We start from the raw sequence: 24697 nt of genomic DNA on the forward strand, positions 1-24697 counted from the left end.
CTCAGGCCGGGACCGCCGCCCCGCGCAGGGCCAGTGCCTGCGCCGGGCGGTCCAGCTCGTCGCGGTCCAGCTCGGCGGCCCGGCCCACCAGCAGGCGGTCCGGCGCGCGGGCGATCTTCGGGTCCTTGCCGGGGTAGTCCAGCGCGTGCAGGAAGTGCAGCAGGCAGTTCAGCCGCGCGCGCTTCTTGTCGTCGGACTTGATCACCACCCAGGGCGCATCGGCGGTGTCGGTGTGGAAGAACATCGCCTCCTTGGCCTGGGTGTATTCGTCCCAGCGGTCCAGCGACTGGATGTCGATGGGCGACAGCTTCCAGTGCTTGAGCGGGTCGTCGCGGCGCGAGACGAAGCGGCGCAGCTGTTCCTCGCGGCTCACCGAGAACCAGTACTTGATCAGGTGGATGCCGTTGCGCACCAGCATGCGTTCCAGTTCCGGCGTCTGCTGCATGAACTCCAGGTACTGGCGCGGCGTGCAGAAGCCCATGACCCGCTCGACGCCGGCGCGGTTGTACCAGGAGCGGTCGAAGAAGACGATCTCGCCAGCGGTGGGCAGGTGCTGGATGTAGCGCTGGAAGTACCACTGGCCGTGTTCGGCGTCGCTGGGCTTCTCCAGCGCCACGACCCGCGCGCCGCGCGGGTTGAGGTGTTCCATGAAGCGCTTGATGGTGCCGCCCTTGCCGGCGGCGTCGCGACCCTCGAAGAGCACCACGATGCGCTGGCCGGTCTCCTTCACCCAGCTCTGCACCTTCAGCAGCTCGACTTGCAGCAGCGCCTTCTGCGCCTCGTACTCCCGGCGCTGCAGGCGGCTGCGGTAGGGATAGCCGGCGGGCAGGTCGGCGGAGGTGGAATCCTCGTTGCTGCCGGGCGGGGCCATGGCGACGGTCAGCGCCACCGCGCCCTGGCTCTGCGCGCGGATGTCCTCGCCGCCCGCGGTGGGGGTGCGGGAGTGAATGAGCTTGTGGGCGTCGGACTGCGGCATGGTCTCCTCCTGTGAGACGAAGTGGGCCCACCACTGTGCAGTCCGCGTCGCGGGCCCTCGTTGACCCGCATCAACGCCTTACAGCCAGCCCTTGTACTTGAACCAGTAGTAGGGAATGGTCGCCGAGATCACCATCGCCACCAGCGCCATCGGGTAGCCGGCCAGCCAGGCCAGCTCGGGCATGTGCTGGAAGTTCATGCCGTACACGGTGCCCACCAGGGTCGGCGGCAGGAACAGCACGGCGGCGATGGAGAACACCTTGATGATGCTGTTCTGCTCGATGTTGATCAGGCCGAGGGTGGCGTCCAGCAGGAAGGTGATCTCCGCGGACATCTTCGACTGGTACTCGCTCAGCGAGCGCACGTCGCGTTCCACCGACTTCATGCCCTGCTTCACCTCCTCGCTGATCCAGCCGTTGCTGCCCTGGCGGAAGTAGGACAGCGGCCGGCTGATGCTCAGGAGGCTCTCGTTGAGCTTGGACAGCAGCGAATTGCTGCGCCCCAGCTGCTTGACGATGCCCTGCAGGTCGGCCTTGCCGCCGGCGGCCCGGCCCTCGTGGAAGATGCCGCTGGACAGCGAATCCAGCTGCTGCTGCACCGTCTCCAGCACGTCGGCGATGCGGTCCACCACGCTGTCCATCAGGGTCACGAAGAGCTGGTCGCTGCCGCCCCGGCAGCCGCCGCGCTGGCTGCGCGCCTCGAAGGTGCGGAAGGCCAGCAGGTCGGTGTAGCGCACCGTCACCAGCCAGTGCGGGGTCAGCACGCAGGTGACCTCCGAGGTGCTCGGCTTGTGCTCGCGGATGCCGCCGACCACCGTGGTGGTCAGGTACAGCGCGCCGTTGCTCTCGTAGAACCGCGAGGAATCCTCGATCTCGGCCATTTCCTCGCGGGTCGGGATGTCCACCGCGATGATCGACTCCAGCAGCTTCTCCTCCTCGGCGGTGGGCTGGAACAGGTCGATCCACAGGGTGTCGCTGGGCATGCCGTGGCAGTCGCTGGCGTTGTGGCGCACCAGGCGGTCGCCGACGAGGGTGTAATAGGTGATCATGTCGCCCGACAATCCTTCTACAGCCGGAAGTTGCCCGCAGGTTGGCCAACTTCCGGCGGCTTCACAAGTCCAGCGGAGAACAACGCGATGACCGAGCAAGACGATGGCGAAGAATCCTTCGCCGAAGAAACCCTGATCCAGGCCATCGAGAACCAGATCGAGAGCGACAGCCCGCCGGCCGCCCGCGCGGTGTTCAACAAGCTCACCCTGGTCGGCTACGAGCGCGAGGACGCCCTGCACCTGATGGCCCTGGTGCTCGCCCACGAGATCGAAGCCATGCTGGCCGGGGACCGCGCCTTCGACGGCGAGTGGTACGAGCAGGCCCTGCGCGCGCTGCCGACCCTGCCCGGCGAGGACGCGTGACGGCGCTTGCCGAACGGGCAGGACTTCGGACTACACTGGGGCCTCACTGATCATTGGGAGCTGCGTGTATGACCTTCACCAAAGAAATGGTTGCGGAACTGGACCTGCTGGCGCTCTTCGATCTGGAGAACAACCAGGCGGGCCTGAAAGTCCACCATGACGCCTCGCGGGAGGCGGTCGCCGCCGCCGAGCGGCTGCACGCCAAGGGCCTGATCGACGCCCCCGACGGCGGCTACCTGACCAGCCTGGGACTCGACGCCGCCGAGCACGCCCAGGTCCTGCTGAACATCCTGCGCGGCTGACCTCAAGAATCGTCACGAGCAGGCGATAACCTGGCAAATTTCCGGGCGCCGCAGCACCTGATGCGGCGCCGCTGGCCAGGCAGCAGTACGCCATGACGCTCACCCCCGAGATTCGCCCGGATATCGACGACGGCATCGACCGCAAGGTGCTGGCGCAGCTGCGCCAGCGCTTCCTCAAGGTCAATGCCGGCCGCCTGCGGCGCGCCAGCGAGGCGCTGTCCACGCGCCAGCAACTGGTGCTGAAGCTGTTGCCGCTGCTGCTGGACGTCAACCATCCGCTGCTCCCCGGCTATGTCTCGGCGGCAACGCCGGCCGGGCTGGCCAACTTCGTCCCGGACGACGAACTGCTCGCCGAAGCCCAGCGCCTGACCCGCTCCTTCAGCTACAAGCCGCGCCGCGGCAACCCGCCGCTGCCGATCCACGGCCTGTTCCTGATGGGCAGCCTGGGCACCGTCGCCCAGGACGAGCGCAGCGACCTGGACCTGTGGGTCTGCCACGCCGCCGACCTTTCCGCGCAGGCGCTGGCCGAGCTGCGCCGCAAGTGCGACCTGCTGGAACAGTGGGCCGCCACCCAGGGCGCCGAGGCGCACTGCTTCCTCGTCGAGCCGCAGCGTTTCACCCAGGGCGCGCGCGACGCCCGCCTGACCTCCGACGACTGCGGCACCAGCCAGCACTACCTGCTGCTCGACGAGTTCTACCGCACCGCCATCTGGCTCGGCGGGCGCACGCCGCTGTGGTGGCTGGTGCCGGTCTACGAGGAAGGCCGCTACGCGCAGTACTGCGAAACCCTGCTGAGCAAGCGCTTCATCCGCGCCGAGGAAGTCCTCGACCTCGGCCACCTGGCGCGCATCCCGCCCGGCGAGTTCATCGGCGCGGGCATGTGGCAGCTGTTCAAGGGCATCGAGTCGCCCTACAAGTCGGTGCTCAAGCTGCTGCTCACCGAGGTCTACGCCAGCGAGCACCCGAACGTCGGCTGCCTGAGCCTGCGCTACAAGCAGGCGATCTACGCCGGGCGGCTGGACGAGGAGGAGCTCGACCCCTACGTGATGCTCTACCGCCGCCTGGAGGAATACCTGACGGCGCGCGGCGAACGCGAACGCCTGGAGCTGATCCGCCGCTGCCTGTACCTGAAGGTCGGCAAGAAGCTCAGCCGCCCGCCGCGCCAGGGCAGCAAGAGTTGGCAGCGCAAGCTGATGGAGCGCCTGTGCGCCGAGTGGAACTGGGACAGCCGCGCCTACGGGCTGCTCGACAGCCGCAGCCAGTGGAAGGTCCGCCAGGTGCTGCTGGAGCGCCGCGCGCTGGTCAACGAACTGACCCACAGCTACCGCTTCCTCTCCCAGTTCGCCCGCCTGCAGCACGCCGCCAGCGGCATCAACCCGCGCGACCTGGGCGTCCTCGGCCGGCGCCTGTACGCCGCCTTCGAGCGCAAGGCGGGCAAGGTCGAGTTCATCAACCCGGGCATCGCCCCGGACCTCGCCGAGGACATCCTCACCCTCGCCCAGCAGAGCGCCGCGGAAGCCGGCAAGCCGCCCTACTGGGCGCTGTTCAGCGGCAACCTGTCACTCCAGGAAATGGCCGACTTCGCCCCGCTGCGCCGGGCCCGCGACCTGATGGAGCTGCTGGCCTGGAGTCACCGCAACGGGGTGATCGACGCCAGCACCCGGCTGTCGCTGCAACCGGGCAGCAGCGACCTCAGCGAATACGAGGTGCAGAACCTTCTGGGCAGCCTGCAACAGGCCTTCCCGCTGCCGCTCGCCGAGGTGCCGGAAAGCGCCCTGCTGCGCAGCAGCGTGCCGGTGCAGACGCTGATCCTGGTGAACGTCGGCCTCGATCCGCTGCGCCAGCACAGCCACATGAACGTGCACATGACCACCGAGCGCACCGACTCGCTCGGCTACTCCGGGGTGCGCGACAACCTGGTGCTGACCCTCGACCAGATCACCCTGAACAGCTGGAACGAGCTGGTGGTCAGCCGCTTCGCCGGGCCCCACGCGCTGCTCGACTGCCTGCGCGACTTCCTCAACGGCCTGCCCACCGACGCCCCGCCGCCGCGCCTGCTGGTGCGCTGTTTCTGCCGCAACCGCGCCGTCGCCATCGCCCAGCGCGTGGAAGACCTGTTCCGCGATGCCCATGGGCAGCTCGCCGGCGGGCGCGGCGGGCGCTACCTGCTGCAGGTGCGCCAGCACTTCCACCTGTTGCGGCTGACCCCCGGCGAGGTCAGCCACCGCGTGGTCGAAGGCCTGCCGGCGCTGATCGAGCACCTGGGCGACAGCCAGCAGGACAACGGCTTCCTGCAACTGGACCGGCACGCCCTGGAAGGCGAGGACCTGGCGCTGATCCTGCCGCTGGGCCGCGCCAACACCGTGCAGGTGTTCTACCGCCTGGACGAGGGCAACGCCGAGATCAGCGTCCTCGACGAACGCAACGCGCTCTGGCGCCGTCGCCAGACCTGCGACAGCGAGGAAAGCCTGCTGCTGCCGCTGCAACGCTTCCTGCAATCGGTGCAGTACCGGCGCAACGCGCTGCTGCCGCTGCTGGAGGGCCAGGGCCCGGTAGGCGCGGAGATACTCTTCTACGAGGTGCTGCCCAACGGCCGCCAGCGCGCACAGCGGATCGAACGGCGCAACGCGCCGCAGGCGCTGGAAGCGCTGTCGTACTACAACGTGCAGGCGATCATCGAGCCCGGCGACGGGCAACGCGCGCGCACCACGCTGTACTGCAACCACCGCGAGTTCTCCGAGCTGGAATACGGCGACGGACTGTTCCACGCGGTGGCTCGGCACATCCTCGGCCAGCGCAGCGGCCAGGAGCGCTACCCCTGCTACATCACCGACCTCGACCTGTCGGCGATGCAGGAAGGCGGCGAGCTGCAGACGGTGCATTTCCTGCGTTACAAGCAGAGCCTGGAGCTGGCTCTGAACCGGGCGCTGGCCGAGGCCTGAACGGCCGCGGCGCGAAGCGCCCGGTGGCGGGGCTCCGGGGAGCGCGTCCCCGGAGATCGACGGATCAGCGATCGAAGTCGCCGGCCGCCTCAGGCTGGTATTCCACTTCCAGCAGGGTCAGCTTCAGCAGCTTGCCGCCGGGGGCCGGCCAGTCGATGGTCTGGCCGGTGGTCAGGCCCAGCAGCGCGGTGCCCACCGGCGCGAGGACCGACACCTTGCCCTCGGCGCCGGCGTCGGCCGGGTAGACCAGCGTCAGGTGGTATTCCTTGCCGCTGCCTTCCTCGCGGCAGCGCACGCTGGAATTCATCGTGACCACGCCCGGCGGCACCTCGTCGTGGCCGACGACCGTGGCGCGGGCCAGTTCGGCCTCCAGCGCCTCGGCTGCGGGACCGTACTCATCCAGACTGTCGAGCAGGCGCTCCAGACGTTGCAGGTCGAGCCGGGTAACGGTGATGGACGGCGAAGTGGTCATGATGGTTGGCAGTCTCCTTACAGGAGAGCCCCGGACGCTCACGCGTTCGGGGCCCTGGTTCTCTGGCATCGGGAGCGATCGGGGGGTGACGCTCCCGGTATTCGAAAAATGAAAAACCCCGCCCTAAGGCGGGGTTTTTCCGGACACTAACACAGCACGAAAAATAAGCAACACCGGCCGCTCACCACTCGGGCGAGCGGTTGTTTCGGCGCTTTTCACACTCCGCCAGGATCGCCCGGCGCCGCTCGCCGTCGGCCTCGTTCCACTCCAGGATCTCGCCCAGGGTGCGGCCGCAGCCGACGCAGACGTCCGCCTCGTCCAGGCAGCAGCGCCGGCAGCAGGGCGAGGCGACGCTCGCCCGCGGTTCAGATGCCGGGGAACTCGACATCCTCGCCCGCCTGTTCCAGGGTCGTGCGGTTGAGCAGCGCGCCCAGCGGTTCGCGGGTGCTGTCGCAGACCCACAGGGCGCCGGATTCGTCGTAGTCGAAGTGGAAGCCGCCGGAACGCGCCGCCACCCACAGCTGGCGCAGGGCCGGCTGGCGGCTGAGGATCAGCTGGGTGCCGTTCTCGAAGCGCACGCTCAGCACGCCGCTGGAATTCTCCAGGTCCACGTCCAGGTCGCTGTCATCGAAGGCGTCCTCCACCGTTACCTGTACGGCGTCCACCAGGTCATGGAAGCGGGCTTCGCTCAAGGTGCTCATGCATCGTCCTCGGGGTCGGTCAAAGGGCTCAGTCTACGCCGGTATTCGCCCAGACTCTGCCCCGTCCAGCGCCGAAATGCGCGGGCGAGCGAGCCGGCCTCGCTGAAGCCCAGCAGATAGGCGATGTCGGCGAGGTCCAGCGCCGGGTCGCGCAGGTAGTGCAGCACCATCTGCTGGCGGGTTTCGTCCACCAGCCGGCTGAACGACAACCCGGTGTCGCGCAGGCGGCGCTGCAGGGTGCGCGGGCTCAGGGCGAGGCCCTGCGCCAGGCGTTCGAGGTCCGCGCCCTGCTCCGGCAGCTGGCGCGCCAGCGCCAGGCGCGCGCGGTCGAGCACGCTGTCGCCCCGGTTGAGCGCCGCCAGCAGGCGTTCGGCGTAGGCGTCCAGGGTGCGGTGCACCTCGGCGTCGGCCTGGCCCAGCGGCAGGGCCAGCAGGCGCCGGGGGAAGACCAGGGCGTTGTCCGGCTGATCGAACAGCACCGGGCAGCGGAAGATGCGCGCATGTTCGCTGATGTCGGCCGGCGCGGCGTGGCGGAAGCGCACCTCGAAAGGCGCCTCGTCCACCCCGCTGAGCCAATGGCCGAAGCTGACCCAGCCGGCCAGCGTCTCCTCGCTCATCTGCCGCTGCTGTTGTGGCAGCAGCGGCTCCCAGCTGTGCTGCACCAACGGCTCGCAACCCGCGCGGGGCGGCTCGTCGGCCAGTTTCACGCGGCCCAGGTTGCCCACCAGCGCGGCGTAGCGGGCCTGGCGGTGGAGGGCGTCGGCGAGGGTCGCGCAGCTCATCGCCAGGTAGCCGAGCACCCCGTAGTAACCGGGACGCACCGCCTCGCCCAGGTGCAGGCCGAGGTTGTCGTCGCCGCTCAGGCGCACGCCGGCGCCGACCAGTTCCAGGTAGGCGCTGGCGGCGATGCGCTGATCGCGCAGGGTGAGGATCGAGGGCTGCAGATGCACCGTCGCCAGCAGCCGCGCCGGATCGACGCCCAGGCGCTGCAGATGCTCCACGAGGCCCTTCAGGTAGGCCACCGACACCGAGCTGGGCAGGGGATCGCGATAGTCCATCGGCCATTCCGTTTTTTTATCGCAATCCTACCCGCAAGCCCCGCCGGACGGGAGCCCGCTCGAATAGGCAAGGCGGCGGGGGGTCGGTATACTCCGGTCCAATTGACGCTTTATTACAAGGATTCCGCCATGAAGCGACTGCTGCTTCCCTTCGTCGCGCTCGCCGTGCTTACCGCCGCGCTGGCCGGCTGCGGCCAGAAAGGACCGCTGTACCTGCCGGACGACGAGAAGGCCAAGAGCGAGCACAGCAAGGACCGCTACGGTCTCTGAGGGCAACTCCCATGGACGCCTTCTCCGTCCGCGACGGGCAACTGTTCGCGGAGGATGTGCCGTTGTCGGCGATCGCCGAGCGCTTCGGCACGCCGACCTACGTCTATTCCCGCGCGCACCTCACGCAACAGTACCGCGCCTACGCCGATGCCCTGGCGGGCGTGCCGCATCGGGTGTGCTTCGCGGTCAAGGCCAATTCCAACCTCGCCGTGCTGAACGTGCTGGCGCGCCTGGGCGCGGGGTTCGACATCGTCTCCCGCGGCGAGCTGGAGCGCGTGCTGGCCGCCGGCGGTGATCCTTCGAAAGTGGTGTTCTCCGGCGTCGGCAAGACCCGCGAGGACATGCGCCGCGCGCTGGAAGTCGGCGTGCACTGCTTCAACGTCGAATCCGACGTCGAGCTGGAGCGCCTGCAGGCGGTCGCCGCCGGACTGGGCGTGAAGGCGCCGGTGTCCCTGCGGGTGAACCCCGACGTCGACGCGCAGACCCACCCGTACATCGCCACGGGCCTCAAGGAAAACAAGTTCGGCATCGCCATCGACGCCGCCGAGGCGGTCTACGCCCGCGCCGCGCAGCTGCCGAACCTGGAAGTGATCGGCGTCGATTGCCATATCGGCTCGCAGCTGACCAGCCTGGACCCCTTCCTCGACGCCCTCGACCGCCTGCTGGCGCTGGTCGACCGCCTCGCCGCGCGCGGCATCGCCATCCGCCACCTGGACCTGGGCGGCGGACTGGGCGTGCGCTACCGCGACGAAACCCCGCCGGAGCCGGCGCAATACATCCGCGCCCTGCGCGAGCGCCTGGGCAACCGCCCGCTGGCGCTGGTGTTCGAGCCGGGCCGCAACATCGCCGCCAACGCCGGCGTGCTGCTGACCCGCGTCGAGTACCTGAAACACACCGAAGACAAAGACTTCGCCATCGTCGACGCAGCGATGAACGACCTGATCCGCCCGGCGCTGTACCAGGCCTGGATGGACGTCACCCCGGTCGTCGCCCGCGCTGGCGAAGCGCGCACCTACGACCTGGTCGGGCCGATCTGCGAAACCGGCGACTTCCTCGCCAGGGACCGCAGCCTCGCCCTGGAAGAAGGTGACCTGCTGGCCGTTCGTTCGGCCGGCGCCTATGGTTTCGTGATGAGTTCCAACTACAACACCCGGGGCCGCGCCGCCGAGGTGCTGGTGGATGGCTCGGCGGCGCACCTGGTGCGTCGCCGCGAGACGATCGAAGAGCTGTTCGCCGGCGAAAGCCTGCTGCCGGACTGAGGCCGAGACGACGATGCTTCTGCGCTTTACCAAGATGCACGGGCTGGGCAATGACTTCATGGTCCTGGACCTGGTCAGCCAGCACGCCCACGTACAACCGCGCCACGTGAAACAGTGGGGCGACCGCAATTTCGGGGTCGGTTTCGATCAACTGCTGATCGTCGAACCGCCGAGCACGCCGGAGGCGGATTTCCGCTACCGCATCTTCAACTGCGACGGTTCCGAGGTCGAACAGTGCGGCAATGGCGCGCGCTGCTTCGCGCGCTTCGTCGTCGACAAGCGCCTGACCACGAAGAAGAACATCCGCGTGGAAACCAAGGGCGGCATGATCGAGCTGATCCTGACCAACGATGGCCAGGTCACCGTCAACATGGGCGCACCGCGCCTGCAGCCCGCGCAGGTGCCGTTCCAGGCCGACGCCGAAGCGCTGAGCTACACGGTCGAGGTGGATGGCCAGAGCGTCGAGCTGGCGGCGATCTCCATGGGCAACCCGCACGGCGTGCTGCGCGTCGACGACGTGGACAGCGCCCCGGTGCGCACCCTCGGCCCGCAGCTGGAAGTCCACCCGCGCTTCCCGCAGAAGGCCAACATCGGCTTCCTGCAGGTGGTCAATCCGCACCAGGCGCGCCTGCGCGTCTGGGAGCGCGGCACCGGCGAGACCCTCGCCTGCGGCACCGGCGCCTGCGCGGCGGCGGTGGCCGGCATCCGCCAGGGCTGGCTGCAATCGCCGGTGCAGATCGAGCTTCCCGGCGGCCGGTTGTCCATCGAGTGGGCAGGACCGGGTCAGCCCGTTATGATGACCGGGCCCGCGGTGCGGGTCTTTGAAGGCCAGGTACGTCTATAGAGCCTGTTCCAGGTCTTGCCGAGCGCAGCTCGGACAAGGCGGAAACAGGCAGAAAGCGCAGTTTACGAATGTAGATGAGCATTTTGAGCCTGTTTCCAACGCCACATGAGCAAAGCGCAGGCAGACATTGGACAGGCGCTGAACCGGTACGCTTATGACCGATACCCCGCAGGACCCGACCGTTACCCTCGAAGCCGACCAGGTCGCCGACTATCTCCGCCGGCACCCGGAATTCTTCGTCGACCATGACGAGCTGATCCCGGAGATGCGCATCCCGCACCAGCCGGGTGACGCCGTGTCGCTGGTGGAGCGCCAGGTGCGCCTGCTGCGCGAGCGCAACATCGAGATGCGCCATCGGCTGTCGCAGTTGATGGACGTGGCCCGCGACAACGACCGGCTGTTCGACAAGACCCGCCGCCTGGTGCTCGACCTGCTCGACGCCACCAGCCTGGAAGACGTGGTCAGCACCGTCGAGGACAGCCTGCGCCACGAATTCCAGGTGCCCTTCGTCAGCCTGATCCTGTTCAGCGACAACAACCTGCCGGTGGGCCGCTCGGTGAGCAGCGCCGAGGCGCACCAGGCCATCGGCGGCCTGCTGTCCGGCGGCAAGACCGTCTGCGGCGTGCTGCGCCCCCACGAGCTGGCCTTCCTGTTCTGCGAGAACGAGCGCGAACAGGTCAGCTCCGCCGCCGTGGTGCCGCTGACCTTCCAGGGCCTGCACGGCGTACTGGCGATCGGCAGCCCCGATCCGCAGCACTACAAGAGCTCGCTGGGCACCCTGTTCCTCGGCTACGTCGCCGAAGTCCTCGCGCGGGTCATGCCGCGCTTCGCCACGCCGCTGCGCTCGGTGCGCTAACGCGAAGCCGCAAGCTATAAGCTGCAAGCCGTAAGCGGTCGCGGTACCCGGCGCTTTTCACTTGGAGCTTGTCGCTTGGAGCTTGAAGCTGGCATCAATGCCTACCTGGAACACCTGCGCAACGAGCGCCAGGTGTCCGTCCACACGCTCGACGGCTACCGCCGCGACCTGACGCGTCTCGCCGCGCTCTGCGAGAAGGCCGCGCTCGGCGACTGGCCGGCGCTGCAGGTGCGCGACCTGCGCCTGTTCGTCGCCCGCCTGCACCAGCAGGGCCTGGCCAGCCGCAGCCTGGCGCGCCTGCTGTCGGCCACCCGCGGGCTGTTCCAGTACCTGATCCGCGAGGGCCAGTGCCGGCACAATCCGGCCGACGGGCTGTCCGCGCCCAAGGGCGCGCGCAAGCTGCCGCGCACCCTCGACACCGACCGCACCGCGCAGCTGCTCGACGGCGGCGTCGAGGACGATTTCATCGCCCGCCGCGACCAGGCCGTGCTGGAGCTGTTCTATTCCTCCGGCCTGCGCCTGTCCGAGCTGGTCGGCCTCGACCTGGAATGGCTCGACCTCAAGGAAGGCCTGGTGCGCGTGCACGGCAAGGGCAACAAGGTCCGCGAGTTGCCGGTGGGCCGCGCGGCGCGGCAGGCCATCGAGGCCTGGCTGCCCCTGCGCGCGCTGGCCGCACCGCAGGACAACGCGGTATTCATCGGCCGCGGCGGCAAGCGCCTGACCCCGCGCGCCATCCAGCTGCGGGTGCGCCAGGCCGGCGTGCGCGAGCTCGGCCAGCACCTGCACCCGCACATGCTGCGGCACTCCTTCGCCAGCCATATGCTGGAGTCGTCGCAGGACCTGCGCGCCGTGCAGGAGCTGCTCGGCCACGCCGACATCGCCACCACGCAGATCTACACCCACCTGGATTTCCAACACCTCGCCACGGTCTACGACCAGGCGCACCCGCGGGCCCACCGCAAGAAAGACGGCGAGCCGGGAGCTGAAGAATGAGTATCCGTCTGGTCACCTTCGACCTCGATGACACGCTGTGGGACGTCGCCCCGGTGATGAACAGCGCGGAAGCCACCCTGCGCGAATGGCTGGCGGTGAACGCCGCACGGCTCGGCCCGGTGCCCATCGAGCACCTGTGGGCGATCCGCGCGCGCCTGCTCGGGCAGGACCCGATGCTCCGCCACCGGCTGAGCGAACTGCGCCGGCGCATCCTGCTCCATGCGCTGCTCGACGCCGGTTATCCACAGGCCGAGGCCGCCGACCTGGCCGAGGCCGGTTTCCAGACCTTCCTCCAGGCGCGGCATCAGGTGGCGCTGTTCCCCGAGGTGCATCCGACGCTGGAGCGGCTGGCCAACCAGTTCATCCTCGGCGTGCTCACCAACGGCAACGCCGACGTGCGCCGGCTGGGGCTGGCCGACTATTTCCAGTTCGCCCTGTGCGCGGAGGAGCTGGGCGTCGGCAAGCCCGACCCGCATCCGTTCCGGGAAGCCCTGCGGCGCGGCGGTGTGGCGGCGGAAAACGCGGTGCACATCGGCGACCATCCCAGCGACGACATCGCCGGCGCGCGGCGCGCGGGGATGAAGGCGGTCTGGTTCAACCCGGGGCGCAAGGCGTGGGAGGGGGAAGAAGCGCCCAGCGCGATCATCCACAACCTGACGGAGTTGCCGGGGGTGCTGGCGAAGCTGTGAGGTCTCCCGCTGGCGGGGAAACGCTCTTGTCGGAGCGGATTCATCCGCGCTGAGTTGCGCGCGCCGGATGTCGATCGCGGACGGAGTCCGCTCCTACGTAGAGCAGAGCGGCGCGGGATTGGCTGTTGTAGGAGCGGATCTTATCCGCGAATCGCGCAGGGGCACGGCTGATCGCGGACAGAGTCCGCTCCTACGCCCATGAGACGACGCAGCAAGCGGACATGAAAAAGCCCCGCCGCTCCCAACGGAGCGGCGGGGCTTTTTCATGTCGCGTCAGATATCAGATAGGGCGGCTGCCGTATTTGCTATCCGGCTTCTTGGGCGGATCGGCGACCACGTTGGGTTCGATCTCCTGCACCTTGCCACCGCGAGTGAGGAAGTCCTCCATCGCCTTGGCCAGGGCATCGCGCTCCTTCTGCTTGGCTTCGACCGAGGGCAGTTCCTCTTCCTCTACCGCGGCCTTGGCTTTCTTGCCACTGCCCTTGGAAGAAGGGGCTTCATCCCCATCGCCGCTGTCTGCTCCGGTATCGCCATCGTCAGCCGCGGCAAGTTCCTCGCCATCGTCCTCGTCGGCGCCGTCCAGCTCGTCCTGTTCCAGTTCTTCGTCGCTCATTGTTCTACCTCGTGGTGCTGCAAAGCAGGTTAGTTATAGCCCAGCTGCGCGCTTTGACGAACGCCGCCGGAAAAAATTCACACAAGCTCGCCCTGCCAGGTCGCCAGTATCCTGCGCGGGCCTCCGTGGTCACGGTGCTCGCCGAGATAGATACCCTGCCAGGTGCCCATTGCCAAGTGGCCATCCTGTATCGGCAGGGTCAGCTGGCAGCCCAGCAGGCTGGCCTTGAAGTGCGCCGGCAGATCGTCCGGGCCTTCGTAATCATGTTCGTAACCGCCCTCGCCCTGCGGCACCAGGCGATTGAAGAATCGCTCGAAGTCGCGGCGCACCGAGGGGTCGGCATTCTCGTTCAGCGTCAGCGATGCCGAGGTGTGCTGCAACAGCAGGTGCAGCAGGCCGACGCGGCATTTCGCGAGCTCCGGCAACGCCGCCAGGACCTCGTCGGTGACCAGGTGGAAGCCGCGCGAACGCGGGCGCAGGGTGATGGATTTCTGCTGCCACATGGCGGGCCCTCCTCCGTCCGGAACGGTGACGCGCGCGCATTCTAGCGTGATGCAGAAAAAAACAAAGGGCGCCCGATGGCGCCCTTCGTCGAACTCGCGCGAACCCTTACAGGTTGTAGCCGCGCTCGTTGTGCAGGGAGAGGTCCAGACCCATGGTTTCCTCCTCCTCGCTGACGCGCAGGCCGATGACCAGGTCCAGCACCTTGAGGATCACGAAGCTGGCGATCGCGGTGTAGACGATGGTGAAGGCCACGCCCTTGAACTGGGTGAACAGCTGGGCGCCGATCTCGGTGACGGTGCCGAAGCCGCCCAGGGCGGGCGCGGCGAACACACCGGTGAGCAGGGCGCCGACGATGCCGCCGACCGCGTGCACGCCGAAGGCGTCCAGGGAATCGTCGTAGCCGACGGCGCGCTTGAGGCTGGTGGCGGCGAAGAAGCAGATCACGCCGGCGGCCAAGCCGATCACGATGGCGCCCATCGGCCCGCAGGTGCCGGCGGCCGGGGTGACGGCCACAAGTCCTGCGACCACGCCGGAGGCGATGCCCAGGGCGCTCGGCTTACCGTGGGTGATCCACTCGGCGAACATCCAGCCCAGGGCGGCGGCGGCGGTGGCGATCTGGGTGACCAGCATGGCCATGCCGGCGGTGCCGTTGGCGGCGGCGGCGGAGCCGGCATTGAAGCCGAACCAGCCGATCCACAGCAGGGCGGCGCCGATCAGGGTGTAGCCCAGGTTGTGCGGCGCCATGGCGGCGTTCGGGTAGCCCTTGCGCTTGCCCAGCACCAGCGCGGCGACCAGGCCCGCGACACCGGCGTTGATGTGCACCACGGTGCCACCGGCGAAGTCCAGCACGCCCCAGTCCCACAGCAGGCCGCCGTCACCGCTCCAGACCATGTGGGCGATCGGCGCGTAGACGATGGTGAACCACAGCGCGGTGAAGATCAGCAGCGCGGAGAACTTCATGCGCTCGGCGAAGGCGCCGACGATCAGCGCCGGGGTGATGATCGCGAAGGTCATCTGGAACATCACGAACACGCTTTCGGGGAACAGCGCGGTGGCGGAGGTCAGGCCGGTGCTGGTCAGCCCGGCGAGGAACGCCTTGTCCAGGCCGCCGACGAAGGAGGCGAAGTTGATCACGCCCTTTTCCATGCCCACGGTGTCGAAGGCCAGGCTGTAGCCGTAGACGACCCAGAGGATGCTGACCAGCGCGGTGATCGCGAAGCACTGCATCATGATCGACAGCACGTTCTTGGCGCGCACCATGCCGCCGTAGAACAGCGCCAGGCCGGGGATGGTCATCAGCAGCACCAGCGCGCTGGAAATCAGCATCCAGGCGGTGTCGCCGCTGTTCAGGGCGGGGGCCGCGGCCTCGTCGGCCAGGGCCAGTCCGGGCATTGCGAGAGGCAATAGGGCGCCTAGCCCTGCGTATCTGCGCAGAGTCATTGTTGTTTCTCCTGGGGCGTGGGGGTTCGGTGTGGGCTGGGCTTAGATCGCGTCGGTGCCGGTTTCGCCGGTACGGATACGAATGGCCTGTTCCAGGTTTACGACGAAGATCTTGCCGTCACCGATCTTCCCGGTATTGGCGGCCTTGGTGATGGCTTCGATAACACGATCCAGCTGGTCATCGGCGATGGCGACGTCGATCTTCACCTTGGGCAGGAAATCGACGACGTATTCCGCGCCACGGTACAGCTCGGTGTGGCCCTTCTGCCGGCCGAAGCCCTTGACTTCGGTCACAGTGATGCCCTGCACGCCGATCTCGGACAGCGACTCACGGACGTCGTCCAGCTTGAACGGCTTGATGATGGCTGTGACTAGCTTCATGTAACTCTCTCCCGTGTTTTGGTGGACCCGCCCCAGGAAGAACGAACCCGAGACAAGTCTAAGCGCAGTGTCTGGCTTTTGTAATGCGCCGGCCGCCCTACCTCGGCACACCAGCTCTTATCCAGCCGCCTCATGCGTCGCGATTTCCGCTTCGCCTGCCGCACCGGTACTGCATCGGTGCACGCCATGCATGCCCCAAAGCATGAACCTTGCCAGCTCGGTGAAATGCCCCTGCTTTCAGGCACTTGGTTGAAATCCGCCGGTTCCGGCCATTGGCCAGCCGGCAGCGACCGCACCGAAAGAGCGCACGCCGGACGGGCACATCGCTCAAAAAGCGTGCAACCCTTCACCTTGCGCCGCGCCGCAGCCGGCGCTGGCCGCGTGATAGACTTCGCGCCTGATTCAATCCGGAACCTTCCCACCATGCTGCCGCCCAAAGCCTTCCTCGACGCCATCAGCCAACAAGCCGGACGCCTGTTCGGCGGCGAATCGCCCCTGCCGAAGGCCGAGCTGGAAGCCCAGTTCAAGGTTCTGATGCAGAGCGCCTTCAGCAAGCTCGACCTGGTCAGCCGCGACGAATTCGACAGCCAGATGGTCGTGCTCGCCCGCACCCGCGCCCGCCTCGAAGCGCTGGAAGCCAAGGTCGCGGAACTGGAAAGCAAACTCTCGCCGCCCGCCGACGGCGAATAAGCCGCCACGCGGGCGGCATGCGATCAAGGAGTGATCCATGTCCCTGGCCATCGTCCACAGCCGCGCCCAGGTCGGCGTCGAGGCCCCCGGTGTCACCGTCGAGGCGCACCTGGCCAACGGCCTGCCGTCGCTGACCCTGGTCGGCCTGCCCGAAGGCGCCGTGAAAGAGAGCAAGGACCGCGTGCGCAGCGCCCTGCTCAACGCCGGCTTCGACTTCCCCGCCCGCCGCATCACCCTCAATCTCGCCCCCGCCGATCTGCCGAAGGACGGCGGCCGCTTCGACCTCGCCATCGCCCTGGGCATCCTCGCTGCCAGCGGGCAACTCGCCGACGCGAGCGGCCTGGACGACCTGGAATGCCTGGGCGAGCTGGCGCTCTCCGGCACCCTGCGCCCGGTGCCGGGCGTGTTGCCCGCCGCGCTGGCCGCCCGCGCCGCCGGGCGGGCGCTGGTGGTGCCGAAGGAGAATGCCGAGGAAGCCAGCCTCGCCAGCGGCCTGACCGTCTACGCGGTCGGCCACCTGCTGGAGCTGGCCGCGCACTTCAGCGGCCAGGAGCGCCTGCGGCCCTACGAGGCGAACGGCCTGCTGCGCAGCACTCCGCCCTACCCCGACCTCGCCGAAGTCCAGGGCCAGGCCGCCGCCAAGCGCGCTCTGCTGGTGGCCGCCGCCGGCGCGCACAACCTGCTGTTCAGCGGACCGCCCGGCACCGGCAAGACCCTGCTGGCCAGCCGCCTGCCCGGCCTGATGCCACCGCTGGACGAGGACGAAGCGCTACAGGTGGCGGCGATCCACTCCGTGGCCGGACGCGGGCCGCTGACCCATTGGCCGCAGCGGCCCTTCCGCCAGCCCCACCACACGGCTTCCGCACCGGCGCTGGTCGGTGGCGGCAGCCGTCCGCAGCCCGGCGAAATCACCCTGGCCCACGAAGGTGTGCTGTTCCTCGACGAACTGCCCGAGTTCGACCGCAAGGTTCTGGAGGTTCTGCGCGAGCCCCTGGAAGGCGGCGAGATCGTCATCGCCCGCGCCAGCGGCCGCGTACGCTTTCCCGCGCGCTTCCAGTTGGTCGCCGCGATGAACCCCTGCCCCTGTGGATATCTCGGCGACCCCAGCGGGCGCTGCCGCTGCTCGCCGGAGCAGGTCCAACGCTACCGCGCCAAGCTCTCCGGGCCGTTGCTGGACCGCATTGACCTGCACCTCACCGTCAGCCGCGAAAGCACCAGCCTCGCGCCCAGCGGGCCCAGCATCAGCAGCGCGGAACTGGCCGTGCAGGTCGCCGCCGCGCGCCAGCGCCAGCTGAACCGCCAGGGCTGCGCGAATGCCTTCCTCGACCTGAAGAAGATGCACCAACATTGTGCACTGAGCCCGGAAGACCAGGCCTGGCTGGAGAAGGCCGGCGAGCGCCTGAACCTGTCGCTGCGCGCCCTGCACCGGATTCTCAAGGTGGCCCGCACCCTGGCCGACCTGCAGCAGGCGGAGGCCATCGGCCGCCCGCACCTTGCTGAAGCGCTGCAATACCGCGCCGGGCATTAGGAAAAAGGAGACAGATTTATTTCCTGCACTCTAATCCTGGCCCTCCAGTTAGATTTAGAGTAGAAAAACAAATCCGCCCCTTGTACCTTCAGAGCAAAGTTACTTTATCACCGCAAGCAAAATAACAAGACAAGAAAATGCTGCAACCGAGATCACTTCAGCACGAATGTAACTCTTGATTACCAATTCTCTATCAGAGCTTATCCCTTTTGATGCTGCATCTCTATATAGATTAATTTGCAGCAGAACAGAGGAGTAAAATTCGTGCCCTGTCAAGTTTGACTCTTTGAGAGTACTTTCCAGCTCGCCCTTTATCGACAGGCATTTTATCAACCCCCAAGACCCAACCAGCAGCAAGGCTATGAAAGAGAGTCCAATTATAATTTTCACCCCAATAAAAAAGGTGCAGATTTACTTTCTGCACTCTAACTCCGGCCTACCGACCAAGCTTAGAATAGAAATATAAATCCGCCCCTTTTCAAATCTCTTTTCGCCTTAAATTGTTACAAAGTAGACTTTTGGTGAACCCACAGCAACTATATCTATAGTTTCCTCTGCCAAAAGCAAGCAGTAATGCTTAGCCTCACGAAAATCCACAGCTCCATAAGTCTCTTCAATGAACCAACTCAAATAATTAGAGTTTTCAACAAGATTAAGAGCGCATATTTTTTCTCTTAGGCGGACACTATCACTTCGCCACGTATAACTATCATTCGAGACTTTATATCCAGCTATATCTTTGAGGTAAAAGTGGATGATCAATCGTACGTTAGAGATAATATTTTCAGCCAGCACAATTACCAGACCATTTCTCCCATCCGCAATAGACTCAAGAACTAGTCGATCCGGGATATTTTCGATGGGCGACCATAGACGAAAAATCTGTTCCTTATTTTCCATATCGCACCTCTTCAACGAAAAAAGGGCAGATTTATTTTCTGAACTCTAACCCGACCCTCCGGCTAGATTTAGAGTAGAAAAATAAATCCTTCCCCTTTTCGCACATAGATACTCTGGTGTAGGTTTGTGTTTTTAGAGCTACATGCTCAGGGCTTCTGAATACTGCTTGATTCTTTATTAAGGAACTCGCGGAGCTGTTCTTCCTTAGTGCAAAAATCTATGCTCGATATCTCCACTCGTAGAATTACTGAAACTCCATCATCGCCACCGTATTCATCTACAATCCGGATGACAATAGCGTCATTTTCAATTGAAGAGACATATCCACTAATAGAGCTCTCAGAGCCTTCAGGCCATATAGTTATTACGCATTTACGGCGCAGAGCCAACTCTAGAGTTTTGTGAATAATCCCGCCGTTCGAAACTGGAAGCTTAACAGGGCGAATGATCTCCCCTTGGTGACTTGCCAGCATCTCGATTTTCTTTTCGTACTTTCCAGAGATCTCAACCTTTGTTATTTCCTCTAGAGATCGAATCTCGAAGCCAATGGACTCTCCCGAACCGGTGATTGACTCCAGGCATATATGAGTATCGTCAATACCGGCCACATACCCAACGGAATAGCTGCTCCAGTCATCTGATGTATAAACTGACACAATGCGTTTGTCCTGCATTGCTTTCTTTAGCAACACCCTAATAGTCAATTCAAGCGCTCCTTAGTAAACAAAAAAGGGAACAGATTTATTTTCTGCACTCTAACCCGGCCCTCGGCTAGATTTAGAGTAGAAGAATAAATCCGCCCCCTTTTCGCAAGGCAGAATCAAACTTTCATGAACTGCAATCAGAAGCCGCTTTCCCAGAAAGTCTTATCAAGCTCATATGAGTCGATATAAAAACTTTCGGAATAATCTATAAATCCCGAGGCTTGTGCGATTTCCGCCTCGGCTTTCTCCGCCAGCTCAAGAGATGAGTAAATACCAATTACCTTCACATCTTCGCCACTCGGGCGATCAGTGACATGCTGCAGAAGATAGACATTCATAATCTCACCAATCACTCAAAGGATCTATCGCCATATTTCTTGATTTTATTGTGCTCAGAGCCAGGGCCTGTCGGGTATTTTTCTCCTGGATATTTATCCCCCAAAGAAAAAATGACAGATTTATTTTCTGAACTTTTTGCACTTCGGCTGTATCGATTGATTTTTTGGCCAACGGATTGGGCTTCAACAGTGTTTTGCACAAGGCGGATCACTTGATCCGCCTTGCTGAGTTTAGGGGTTGATGTATTTTCGTAAAACCGCACCCTCCTCGCAGTTCAAATTTTCTCGAAAATCTTTAAAAACCCCTTCTTTGTTAAGCAAATTTTCATCAATCTCAAAACTCCCGCAAGAAATAGCTTGCTCAGCCAGCGGCTTCCAATATTTATAAACGGCCCACAGCATAATTTCTAGCAATTCTAGAAAATGTACGCGCTCGACGCTATCAGCAGCGGAGCGAGTATCAAAAATGGCATCTTCAAGATCGCTATAAATCGCATAAACTAAGTTTTCTTCTTGCTTGACTAGGCGGCTTGACCCTTTCTCTTTAAATAGATTAAGCGACGCCTCAAAAATAAAGTTCTCGTCAAAATTTGTTGATATTTTATTTATACACACTGAAGCATTCATGACTTAATCTCTTAGCCTGTTACCGTTTACATCGTAGGTGCCATTTCTAGGTTTTCCGCTTTGCCAGTCTCCGTCAAAAAAGGACAAAAAAGGGACAAAAAAAGGGGACAGATTTATTTTCTGTACTCTAATACTGCACCCACCGGTTAGATTTAGAGCAGAAAAATAAATCCATCCCCCTTCTGAATATCACCCTTAGTTAGATGACATCTAACACTCTATGACTTTCGTACATCCTTAGCGCTCCATCAAGAATTACGTATGCATTTGCTATTGACAGCAAGACCATAATCCATTTTTTGATTCTTGCTACATTTATAAGAGCCCATGCTTCTGATGCCCCTGAAACTGATATTGCGACGACTATAATCTCATTTCCATTTGTGGCACTTGGCACAAACGAGAGAAGCACACCAATAATCGAGAGAATTGATACCAAAATTGATCTGATCATTTAGATGCCCAAGAGTTTTTCGTAGCGCAAGAAAAAGGGGACAATTTTTGGATGGCACTTACATAAGCACCACCAAAATCCGCCCCTTTTCGTCTCTTCTATCCGCTGAGTTTTTTTGAAAATCAATCATCCACACATGAGGTGGAAAGCTTCTCCTCAATCTCAGGGATGCTTGCTTTTCCATAAGCATCCCCCTGACGAGTCCAGCCGAATCGGTCTATATAAATAGACACCCCCGGCATACGAATGACAGCCCGCACATTGCCAGGGTTATAGTTGCCTTTCTTATCTTGGAGACCACTAGGGCTTAATGATCTTGCCAAAGTCACAGGAATTGAATTCCTCTCAAATGCTCGCGACTCAATTGACGACTCGGACTCAGGCACATAAAGCTCCGCATCAAAAGGTATCCAATACGTACTTACGCAGTCGGCGCGAGTCATCCCAGAAAGCGTTAACACCAAAACCATGATGACCAATGAAAATCCATTCATTTATCAGAATCCACTACAGAAAGGGGGCAAATTTATTTTCTGAACTCTAACCCGACCCTCCGGCTAGATTTAGAGTAGAAAAATAAATCCGCCCCTTTTCGCAGGCGTGCCCGAGTTAGAGCTTGTGAAATAAAGCCATCTCCACTTTTAGCTTCTATTTATATGGCACTGTCAGCCCGCATCGAATTCATCCGTATGATTCTTGATGGCTTCTAGGAGAGAACCATGCCAAGTGCAGCGAGTTTCAGGTGACTCCTCGAGAAATAGCTCAATAGATTGAGCCTCTGAATCAAGAATTTGTTTTGGGTTCGTAGTACCCCTAAAGAAGTCAGCACTTTGTACGCTGAACAAATTGTTAGATAAGTCTCTGAAGCAGCGATATTTAACCAATAGGTCATCATCGGTTCTGCCCCAAACGATTACTTCTTCAAATAGTTTCATTAGCCTTCCCTCTTAAAGTGGGGTCCATCGGCCGGCTCTAACTCTTGCGTCGGTATTGGCTCTTGTGTTCTTGAACTGCGTGACTTTTGTACCGTTTGAATCTGTAACTACAACACGGTCTCCATCGACATGCACGGTATTACCTGTGTCATTGTCATAATATTTCTTACCGTTTTCTATGATTTTATTTGTATCACCTACCTGCCTATGAGCATCCGATTTTGCCTCTTCGGATCGCTGGTCCGCATGATCTGTGCTCCCGGCATCAGGGAGGGTAGGAGGACAATTTTCGGGTTCTGACTCATTCGCCGAACACGTTCCTGTTAATACGCACCAAAGCCCCATACCTCCAGTATTCACAGCCCCTCCAACTGGCGAGGGAGTACTGCCAGAACCTGGGCAGCCGGCGGTCATACCTTCGAACCCAATAGTCACCCGGGGGCAAAGAATGGTTGTCTGCAATCCTAACGGATCGATATTGCCGACAGGATTCGCACCGACATATCCATAGGTGTTCAGCCCACCATCCAGCCCAATCGGATCACTCTCTACATACCGTCCCGCCTCCGGGTCGTAATCCCTGAAGTAGTTGTAGTGCAGCCCGCTTTCGGCGTCGTAGTACTGCCCCGGGAAGCGCAGGTTGATCACCGTTTGCCGGCCGCTGCCTTGCGGGTCCTGGTCGGGGGCGCCGTTGCCGAAGGCGTCCGACGGCCATTGCCAGGCGATCTGCTGGTTGGCGGTGGTGGCCAGGCGCGGGGTGTTCAGGTGGTCGCTGTGCAGGTAGAGCAGTTGCGTGCCGAGGGTGCCGCCGGCGTCGACGCGGATTTGCAGGGTGGCCAGGGGCAGGTCGTCGAGCCAGAAGTAGTAGTGGCTCTTCTGGATGGCGCCGGTGGTGTCGTAGAGGCTTTCGCCGAGTAGCTGGCCGTCGGGGCTGTAGAGGTAGGTGCTGGTGCCGCTCGGGGTGACCTTGGCGACTCGCTGGCCGAGGCCGTTGTAGCGGTACTCGGCAGCCAGTTGCCCGTCGATGCGCACATTGACCAGACGGTTCTGCGCGTCATAGCCGAGCAGGCGGCTGGTGCGGTCCTGGGTCAGGTTGCCGTTGGCGTCGAGGCTGATGGGCTGGTTGCCGACCAGTTGCAGGCGATTGCTGGCGCTTGCGTAGCGGTAGTCGGTGGCGATGGCGGTGTCGCCATAGCGCCGGACCTTGCCGATGCGGTTGCCATTGGCGTCGTAGCTGTACTCCAGTTTGCTGTCGCCGCCTTGTTCACGGGTCAGGCGGTCCAGTGCGTCATAGCTGTAGCCCAGCGTGCCCCAGAGGTTGTTGGCCAGTTGGGTGATGTTGCCGTTGGCGTCGCGCTGGTAGTCGCTGTGCCAGGGGCCGGCTTGCTGCCCGGCCAGTTGGTAGTCCTGGTCGTAGTGGCGTGTGAGCTGGATGCCGTTGCCCCAGGTCAGTTGCTTGAGTGGACCGAAGGGCAGGTAGGCGATCTGGCTGGCGAGGTCGCTGCTGGCGCCGCCGTCGACGCTCAAGGTTACGCGGCCGACCTGTCCGCCGGGATTGCGCAGGTAGGCGGCCTGGATGTTCCGGGGATAGCCGATGCCGGTCAGTTGATTGGCCGGGTCGTACTGGTAGGTGAGCGTTTCGGTCAGGCTCTGGCCGTTGATGCTCAGGGTGCGGGTCTGGTCAACGAGGTTGCCCCGGGCGTCGTAGCGGTAGGCGAGGCTGCCGCTGCCGTCCCGCACGCCTGTCAGCCGCCCCACGCCGAAGTTGCCGTTGGCGTTGGCGTCGTAGCTGAACTGGGCGTCCAGCGCCGGCGTGGCCGGGTAATGCCGCTGGGTCAGGCGATTGAGTGCGTCGTAGCTGAACTCGACGACGACGCCGCGGGCGTCGATCTGCCTGATCACGTTGCCGGCGGCGTCGTGCTCGAAGGTGGTGGTGCCGCTGTCCGGGCTGATGCGGGTGGTCAGGTTGCCCAGGCCGTCGTACGCGTAGCGCGTGGTGGCGCCGTTGGGGGCGCTGACTGCGGTGAGGTGGTCCTGGGCGTCGTAGCTCAGGCGGGTCACGCCATCGAGTGCATCGGTCTGGCTGACCATGCGATCCAGCGCGTCGAAGCTCTGGGTGCTGCCGTACTGGCGGGGATTGGTGCGGCCGGTGGGGTTGTCGTTGAGGTCGTACTGGTAGCGTCTGGTCTGGCCGGCGGCGCCTACCGCGCGCAACAGGCGTCCGAGTTCGTCGTAGGCCCAGGTCTGCTGCCGGGTCAGGGTGCCGCTGGCGTCTTTCAGGCGTTGCGCGGTGCGGTTGCCCTTGGCGTCGACGTCGTATTCCAGGCTTTCGCCGAGGTTGTTGCCGATGCCGATCAGGCGCCGGGCCGGGTCGTAGCGGTACTTCAGCCAACTGCCGTCGCCACGGGTGAGCTGGATGAGCTGGCCCACGGCGTCGTAGTCGAAACGGGTGGTGCTGCCGGCCGTGGTGATGCTGGCCAGCCGCGGGTCGACGCCGCTGTAGGTGAGCGTGCTGACCACGCCGTTGGCGTCGGTGAGGGTGCCGGGGTTGCCGCGATCGTCGTAGTTGCCGAGCAGGGTTTCCTGGCCGAGGGCGTTGCTGACCTTGATCAGGTTGCCCTTGCCGTCGTAGGCGTAGCGGGTGATGTCCTGGACATCGGTGCGCGGGCCGTCGGCGGTTTCGATCTGGCCCTGGGCGGTGTAGGTGTAGCTCCAGCGGCGTTCGGCGGCGGTTGCGGATACGGCGAGGCCGCAGGCCAGGGCAAGCGCGCCCAGCCGGTACAGGGTGTTTATCTGCATGGTGACGTCCTT

At 63.6% G+C, this 24697-nt stretch carries 29 protein-coding genes; 11 read left to right on the forward strand and 18 right to left on the reverse strand.

The genetic code is table 11. The features are described from left to right. Position 1: 1 nt before the first annotated feature. Together ppk2 and AC3B6A_RS26215 are read right to left on the reverse strand one after the other, a co-directional pair. Positions 2-889 carry a polyphosphate kinase 2 gene (gene ppk2, locus AC3B6A_RS26210; protein WP_488403723.1) on the reverse strand — a complete coding sequence of 296 codons (888 nt, stop codon included), beginning with the start codon at positions 887-889 and terminating at the stop codon, positions 2-4. A gap of 165 nt (positions 890-1054) precedes the next feature. Beyond that, on the reverse strand, positions 1055-2023 hold the full coding sequence (locus AC3B6A_RS26215; protein WP_488400017.1) for a magnesium transporter CorA family protein: 969 nt from the start codon (positions 2021-2023) through the stop codon (positions 1055-1057). Positions 2024-2110: 87 nt separating this feature from the next. Between AC3B6A_RS26215 and AC3B6A_RS26220 the strand changes: the two genes are divergently transcribed. The 3 genes from AC3B6A_RS26220 to AC3B6A_RS26230 all read left to right on the forward strand — a co-directional run bounded on the left by AC3B6A_RS26220 (position 2111) and on the right by AC3B6A_RS26230 (position 5630). Continuing rightward, the gene (locus AC3B6A_RS26220; RefSeq protein WP_488400018.1) at positions 2111-2386 is read left to right on the forward strand and encodes a hypothetical protein; all 276 of its coding nucleotides are present in this window, start codon (positions 2111-2113) and stop codon (positions 2384-2386) included. Positions 2387-2454: 68 nt separating this feature from the next. Then, a complete protein-coding gene (locus AC3B6A_RS26225) occupies positions 2455-2688 on the forward strand; it encodes a TIGR02647 family protein (RefSeq protein WP_488400019.1) in 234 nt (77 codons plus the stop codon). Positions 2689-2780: 92 nt separating this feature from the next. After that, positions 2781-5630: a class I adenylate cyclase gene (locus AC3B6A_RS26230; protein WP_488400020.1), complete on the forward strand. Its 2850-nt coding sequence runs from the start codon at positions 2781-2783 to the stop codon at positions 5628-5630. A gap of 64 nt (positions 5631-5694) precedes the next feature. Here the strand turns inward: AC3B6A_RS26230 and rnk are convergent, their stop codons facing one another. The 4 genes from rnk to AC3B6A_RS26250 all read right to left on the reverse strand — a co-directional run bounded on the left by rnk (position 5695) and on the right by AC3B6A_RS26250 (position 7861). Next, positions 5695-6102, reverse strand: coding sequence for a nucleoside diphosphate kinase regulator (gene rnk, locus AC3B6A_RS26235; protein WP_488400022.1), 408 nt, complete (start codon positions 6100-6102; stop codon positions 5695-5697). 181 nt (positions 6103-6283) lie between these two features. Beyond that, positions 6284-6490 carry a DUF1289 domain-containing protein gene (locus tag AC3B6A_RS26240; RefSeq protein WP_488400023.1) on the reverse strand — a complete coding sequence of 69 codons (207 nt, stop codon included), beginning with the start codon at positions 6488-6490 and terminating at the stop codon, positions 6284-6286. Beyond that, on the reverse strand, positions 6468-6803 hold the full coding sequence (cyaY, locus tag AC3B6A_RS26245; RefSeq protein WP_488400024.1) for an iron donor protein CyaY: 336 nt from the start codon (positions 6801-6803) through the stop codon (positions 6468-6470). The genes AC3B6A_RS26240 and cyaY overlap by 23 nt, the downstream gene beginning before the upstream one ends. Continuing rightward, complete coding sequence (locus AC3B6A_RS26250; RefSeq protein WP_488400025.1) at positions 6800-7861, reverse strand: AraC family transcriptional regulator; 1062 nt, start codon at positions 7859-7861, stop codon at positions 6800-6802. The genes cyaY and AC3B6A_RS26250 overlap by 4 nt, the downstream gene beginning before the upstream one ends. A 129-nt stretch (positions 7862-7990) precedes the next feature. On the opposite strand from AC3B6A_RS26250, the gene lptM reads away from it, so the two are divergent. The 6 genes from lptM to AC3B6A_RS26280 all read left to right on the forward strand — a co-directional run bounded on the left by lptM (position 7991) and on the right by AC3B6A_RS26280 (position 12772). Further along, complete coding sequence (gene lptM, locus AC3B6A_RS26255; protein ID WP_015479508.1) at positions 7991-8131, forward strand: LPS translocon maturation chaperone LptM; 141 nt, start codon at positions 7991-7993, stop codon at positions 8129-8131. A gap of 11 nt (positions 8132-8142) precedes the next feature. Then, positions 8143-9390, forward strand: a complete 1248-nt coding sequence (lysA, locus tag AC3B6A_RS26260; RefSeq protein WP_488400026.1) for a diaminopimelate decarboxylase — start codon at positions 8143-8145, stop codon at positions 9388-9390. A gap of 13 nt (positions 9391-9403) precedes the next feature. Next, complete coding sequence (gene dapF, locus AC3B6A_RS26265; protein WP_488400027.1) at positions 9404-10234, forward strand: diaminopimelate epimerase; 831 nt, start codon at positions 9404-9406, stop codon at positions 10232-10234. Positions 10235-10388: 154 nt separating this feature from the next. Continuing rightward, positions 10389-11090, forward strand: a complete 702-nt coding sequence (locus tag AC3B6A_RS26270; protein WP_488400028.1) for a DUF484 family protein — start codon at positions 10389-10391, stop codon at positions 11088-11090. Positions 11091-11165: 75 nt separating this feature from the next. Beyond that, positions 11166-12083, forward strand: a complete 918-nt coding sequence (gene xerC / locus AC3B6A_RS26275) for a tyrosine recombinase XerC (protein ID WP_488400029.1) — start codon at positions 11166-11168, stop codon at positions 12081-12083. Then, a complete protein-coding gene (locus AC3B6A_RS26280; RefSeq protein ID WP_488400030.1) occupies positions 12080-12772 on the forward strand; it encodes an HAD family hydrolase in 693 nt (230 codons plus the stop codon). The genes xerC and AC3B6A_RS26280 overlap by 4 nt, the downstream gene beginning before the upstream one ends. A gap of 280 nt (positions 12773-13052) precedes the next feature. On the opposite strand, the gene sutA is transcribed toward AC3B6A_RS26280, so the two are convergent. From sutA to glnK, 4 genes are all read right to left on the reverse strand, one after another. Further along, complete coding sequence (gene sutA, locus AC3B6A_RS26285; RefSeq protein WP_488400031.1) at positions 13053-13385, reverse strand: transcriptional regulator SutA; 333 nt, start codon at positions 13383-13385, stop codon at positions 13053-13055. A 77-nt stretch (positions 13386-13462) separates the two neighbouring features. Further along, positions 13463-13888: a secondary thiamine-phosphate synthase enzyme YjbQ gene (locus AC3B6A_RS26290; protein ID WP_488400032.1), complete on the reverse strand. Its 426-nt coding sequence runs from the start codon at positions 13886-13888 to the stop codon at positions 13463-13465. Between the two features lie 106 nt (positions 13889-13994). Then, a complete protein-coding gene (locus tag AC3B6A_RS26295) occupies positions 13995-15329 on the reverse strand; it encodes an ammonium transporter (RefSeq protein WP_488400033.1) in 1335 nt (444 codons plus the stop codon). A 42-nt stretch (positions 15330-15371) separates the two neighbouring features. After that, positions 15372-15710 (reverse strand): P-II family nitrogen regulator, encoded by a 339-nt coding sequence (glnK, locus tag AC3B6A_RS26300; protein ID WP_003457590.1) that lies wholly within the window; start codon positions 15708-15710, stop codon positions 15372-15374. A gap of 423 nt (positions 15711-16133) precedes the next feature. Between glnK and AC3B6A_RS26305 the strand changes: the two genes are divergently transcribed. Both AC3B6A_RS26305 and AC3B6A_RS26310 read left to right on the forward strand, forming a co-directional pair. Beyond that, a complete protein-coding gene (locus AC3B6A_RS26305; RefSeq protein ID WP_488400034.1) occupies positions 16134-16400 on the forward strand; it encodes an accessory factor UbiK family protein in 267 nt (88 codons plus the stop codon). A gap of 37 nt (positions 16401-16437) precedes the next feature. Next, on the forward strand, positions 16438-17928 hold the full coding sequence (locus AC3B6A_RS26310) for a YifB family Mg chelatase-like AAA ATPase (RefSeq protein WP_488400035.1): 1491 nt from the start codon (positions 16438-16440) through the stop codon (positions 17926-17928). Between the two features lie 495 nt (positions 17929-18423). On the opposite strand, the gene AC3B6A_RS26315 is transcribed toward AC3B6A_RS26310, so the two are convergent. The 8 genes from AC3B6A_RS26315 to AC3B6A_RS26350 form a co-directional block, all read right to left on the reverse strand. Continuing rightward, positions 18424-18828, reverse strand: coding sequence for a hypothetical protein (locus AC3B6A_RS26315; RefSeq protein WP_488400036.1), 405 nt, complete (start codon positions 18826-18828; stop codon positions 18424-18426). 146 nt (positions 18829-18974) lie between these two features. Then, complete coding sequence (locus AC3B6A_RS26320) at positions 18975-19532, reverse strand: hypothetical protein (protein WP_488400037.1); 558 nt, start codon at positions 19530-19532, stop codon at positions 18975-18977. A gap of 137 nt (positions 19533-19669) precedes the next feature. After that, positions 19670-19870 carry a DUF7336 domain-containing protein gene (locus tag AC3B6A_RS26325; RefSeq protein WP_488400038.1) on the reverse strand — a complete coding sequence of 67 codons (201 nt, stop codon included), beginning with the start codon at positions 19868-19870 and terminating at the stop codon, positions 19670-19672. Positions 19871-19881: 11 nt separating this feature from the next. Then, positions 19882-20082 carry a hypothetical protein gene (locus tag AC3B6A_RS26330; protein ID WP_488400039.1) on the reverse strand — a complete coding sequence of 67 codons (201 nt, stop codon included), beginning with the start codon at positions 20080-20082 and terminating at the stop codon, positions 19882-19884. Positions 20083-20101: 19 nt separating this feature from the next. Continuing rightward, positions 20102-20497, reverse strand: coding sequence for a hypothetical protein (locus tag AC3B6A_RS26335; protein ID WP_488400040.1), 396 nt, complete (start codon positions 20495-20497; stop codon positions 20102-20104). Positions 20498-21073: 576 nt separating this feature from the next. Further along, positions 21074-21445: a hypothetical protein gene (locus AC3B6A_RS26340; protein ID WP_488400041.1), complete on the reverse strand. Its 372-nt coding sequence runs from the start codon at positions 21443-21445 to the stop codon at positions 21074-21076. Between the two features lie 171 nt (positions 21446-21616). Further along, complete coding sequence (locus tag AC3B6A_RS26345) at positions 21617-21886, reverse strand: hypothetical protein (RefSeq protein ID WP_488400042.1); 270 nt, start codon at positions 21884-21886, stop codon at positions 21617-21619. 12 nt (positions 21887-21898) lie between these two features. Continuing rightward, positions 21899-24685: an RHS repeat-associated core domain-containing protein gene (locus AC3B6A_RS26350; RefSeq protein ID WP_488400043.1), complete on the reverse strand. Its 2787-nt coding sequence runs from the start codon at positions 24683-24685 to the stop codon at positions 21899-21901. Positions 24686-24697: the final 12 nt, after the last annotated feature.

This window comes from Pseudomonas sp. B12(2026), assembly GCF_057767015.1.

Excerpts from the sequence above, each read along its gene's own strand:
- AC3B6A_RS26215 (WP_488400017.1), bottom strand. The coding sequence starts at position 2,023 with ATGATCACCTATTACACCCTCGTCGGCGACCGCCTGGTGCGCCACAAC.
- AC3B6A_RS26220 (WP_488400018.1), top strand. The coding sequence starts at position 2,111 with ATGACCGAGCAAGACGATGGCGAAGAATCCTTCGCCGAAGAAACCCTG.
- AC3B6A_RS26225 (WP_488400019.1), top strand. The coding sequence starts at position 2,455 with ATGACCTTCACCAAAGAAATGGTTGCGGAACTGGACCTGCTGGCGCTC.
- AC3B6A_RS26230 (WP_488400020.1), top strand. The coding sequence starts at position 2,781 with ATGACGCTCACCCCCGAGATTCGCCCGGATATCGACGACGGCATCGAC.
- rnk (WP_488400022.1), bottom strand. The coding sequence starts at position 6,102 with ATGACCACTTCGCCGTCCATCACCGTTACCCGGCTCGACCTGCAACGT.
- AC3B6A_RS26240 (WP_488400023.1), bottom strand. The coding sequence starts at position 6,490 with ATGTCGAGTTCCCCGGCATCTGAACCGCGGGCGAGCGTCGCCTCGCCC.
- cyaY (WP_488400024.1), bottom strand. The coding sequence starts at position 6,803 with ATGAGCACCTTGAGCGAAGCCCGCTTCCATGACCTGGTGGACGCCGTA.
- AC3B6A_RS26250 (WP_488400025.1), bottom strand. The coding sequence starts at position 7,861 with ATGGACTATCGCGATCCCCTGCCCAGCTCGGTGTCGGTGGCCTACCTG.
- lptM (WP_015479508.1), top strand. The coding sequence starts at position 7,991 with ATGAAGCGACTGCTGCTTCCCTTCGTCGCGCTCGCCGTGCTTACCGCC.
- lysA (WP_488400026.1), top strand. The coding sequence starts at position 8,143 with ATGGACGCCTTCTCCGTCCGCGACGGGCAACTGTTCGCGGAGGATGTG.
- dapF (WP_488400027.1), top strand. The coding sequence starts at position 9,404 with ATGCTTCTGCGCTTTACCAAGATGCACGGGCTGGGCAATGACTTCATG.
- AC3B6A_RS26270 (WP_488400028.1), top strand. The coding sequence starts at position 10,389 with ATGACCGATACCCCGCAGGACCCGACCGTTACCCTCGAAGCCGACCAG.
- AC3B6A_RS26280 (WP_488400030.1), top strand. The coding sequence starts at position 12,080 with ATGAGTATCCGTCTGGTCACCTTCGACCTCGATGACACGCTGTGGGAC.
- sutA (WP_488400031.1), bottom strand. The coding sequence starts at position 13,385 with ATGAGCGACGAAGAACTGGAACAGGACGAGCTGGACGGCGCCGACGAG.
- AC3B6A_RS26290 (WP_488400032.1), bottom strand. The coding sequence starts at position 13,888 with ATGTGGCAGCAGAAATCCATCACCCTGCGCCCGCGTTCGCGCGGCTTC.
- AC3B6A_RS26295 (WP_488400033.1), bottom strand. The coding sequence starts at position 15,329 with ATGACTCTGCGCAGATACGCAGGGCTAGGCGCCCTATTGCCTCTCGCA.
- glnK (WP_003457590.1), bottom strand. The coding sequence starts at position 15,710 with ATGAAGCTAGTCACAGCCATCATCAAGCCGTTCAAGCTGGACGACGTC.
- AC3B6A_RS26305 (WP_488400034.1), top strand. The coding sequence starts at position 16,134 with ATGCTGCCGCCCAAAGCCTTCCTCGACGCCATCAGCCAACAAGCCGGA.
- AC3B6A_RS26310 (WP_488400035.1), top strand. The coding sequence starts at position 16,438 with ATGTCCCTGGCCATCGTCCACAGCCGCGCCCAGGTCGGCGTCGAGGCC.
- AC3B6A_RS26315 (WP_488400036.1), bottom strand. The coding sequence starts at position 18,828 with ATGGAAAATAAGGAACAGATTTTTCGTCTATGGTCGCCCATCGAAAAT.
- AC3B6A_RS26325 (WP_488400038.1), bottom strand. The coding sequence starts at position 19,870 with ATGAATGTCTATCTTCTGCAGCATGTCACTGATCGCCCGAGTGGCGAA.
- AC3B6A_RS26335 (WP_488400040.1), bottom strand. The coding sequence starts at position 20,497 with ATGAATGCTTCAGTGTGTATAAATAAAATATCAACAAATTTTGACGAG.
- AC3B6A_RS26340 (WP_488400041.1), bottom strand. The coding sequence starts at position 21,445 with ATGAATGGATTTTCATTGGTCATCATGGTTTTGGTGTTAACGCTTTCT.
- AC3B6A_RS26345 (WP_488400042.1), bottom strand. The coding sequence starts at position 21,886 with ATGAAACTATTTGAAGAAGTAATCGTTTGGGGCAGAACCGATGATGAC.
- AC3B6A_RS26350 (WP_488400043.1), bottom strand. The coding sequence starts at position 24,685 with ATGCAGATAAACACCCTGTACCGGCTGGGCGCGCTTGCCCTGGCCTGC.